Source organism: Oleiphilus sp. HI0128, assembly GCF_001635365.1.
The window spans coordinates 1-917 of the sequence record NZ_LWGG01001568.1; the positions used below are offsets into that span (position 1 = coordinate 1).

Below are 917 nucleotides of genomic sequence, written 5' to 3' on the forward strand. Positions count from 1 at the left end.
ATCAGCTTCTGCTGCAGTCTCTACGATACCATCTTCAAGACAACGTACAGTCTCGATACGTAGAGGAACCATCATACGCTCGATGATTTCTTCATCTGTAAATTCATTGTTGTTAAGAACAACAGGCTTGATCATGTCGTAAACGCCTTCGTCCTTCACTTTCTTCTGCTTACCTTTACGGTCTAGCTCGTAAGTGTAGAAGCCTTTGTCGTTCTTCTGACCGTAGCGGCCATCTTCAAACATAACTTCCATCGCAGTACGGAACTCATTCTTCATGCGATCAGGGAAGCCTTCAGCCATGACTTCACCAGCGTGAATAGCTGTGTCCATACCTACAACGTCTAGCAAGTAAGCAGGACCCATAGGCCAACCGAATTTCTCCATGATCTTATCAACGCGCTGGAAGTCAGCACCGTCACGTACTAGCGCAGCAAAGCCACCGAAGTATGGGAACAAGATACGGTTAACTAGGAAACCTGGGCAGTCGTTAACAACAACAGGCGTCTTACCCATTGCTTTAGCGTAAGCAACTGTCGTAGCGATTGTTTCTTCGCTAGTTTTCTCGCCACGGATAACCTCAACAAGAGGCATCATGTGTACAGGGTTGAAGAAGTGCATACCACAGAAGTTTTCTGGGCGCTTCAAGTTCTTAGCTAGCAAATCAATAGAGATTGTTGAAGTGTTTGAAGTCAAAATTGTATCTTCAGATACTTGATCTTCTACTTCACAAAGAACGATGTCTTTAACCTTAGGATTCTCAACAACCGCTTCAACAACCAAGTCTACGTCACCGAAGTCACCATAGCTTAGTGCTGGATCGATAGAGTTTAGAACTTCAGCCATTTTCTCAGCTTTCATCTTACCTTTGCTTACGCGCTTAGTAAGAAGCTTGCTTGCTTCGCTCAAACCTAGATCGA

Annotated in this window: 1 protein-coding gene; it reads right to left on the reverse strand. The window is 44.6% G+C overall.

The window, feature by feature from the left end; all coding sequences use genetic code 11:
• On the reverse strand, positions 1–917 hold a 917-nt coding region (locus tag A3763_RS25765), incomplete at both ends, for a 3-hydroxyacyl-CoA dehydrogenase NAD-binding domain-containing protein (RefSeq protein ID WP_231872327.1).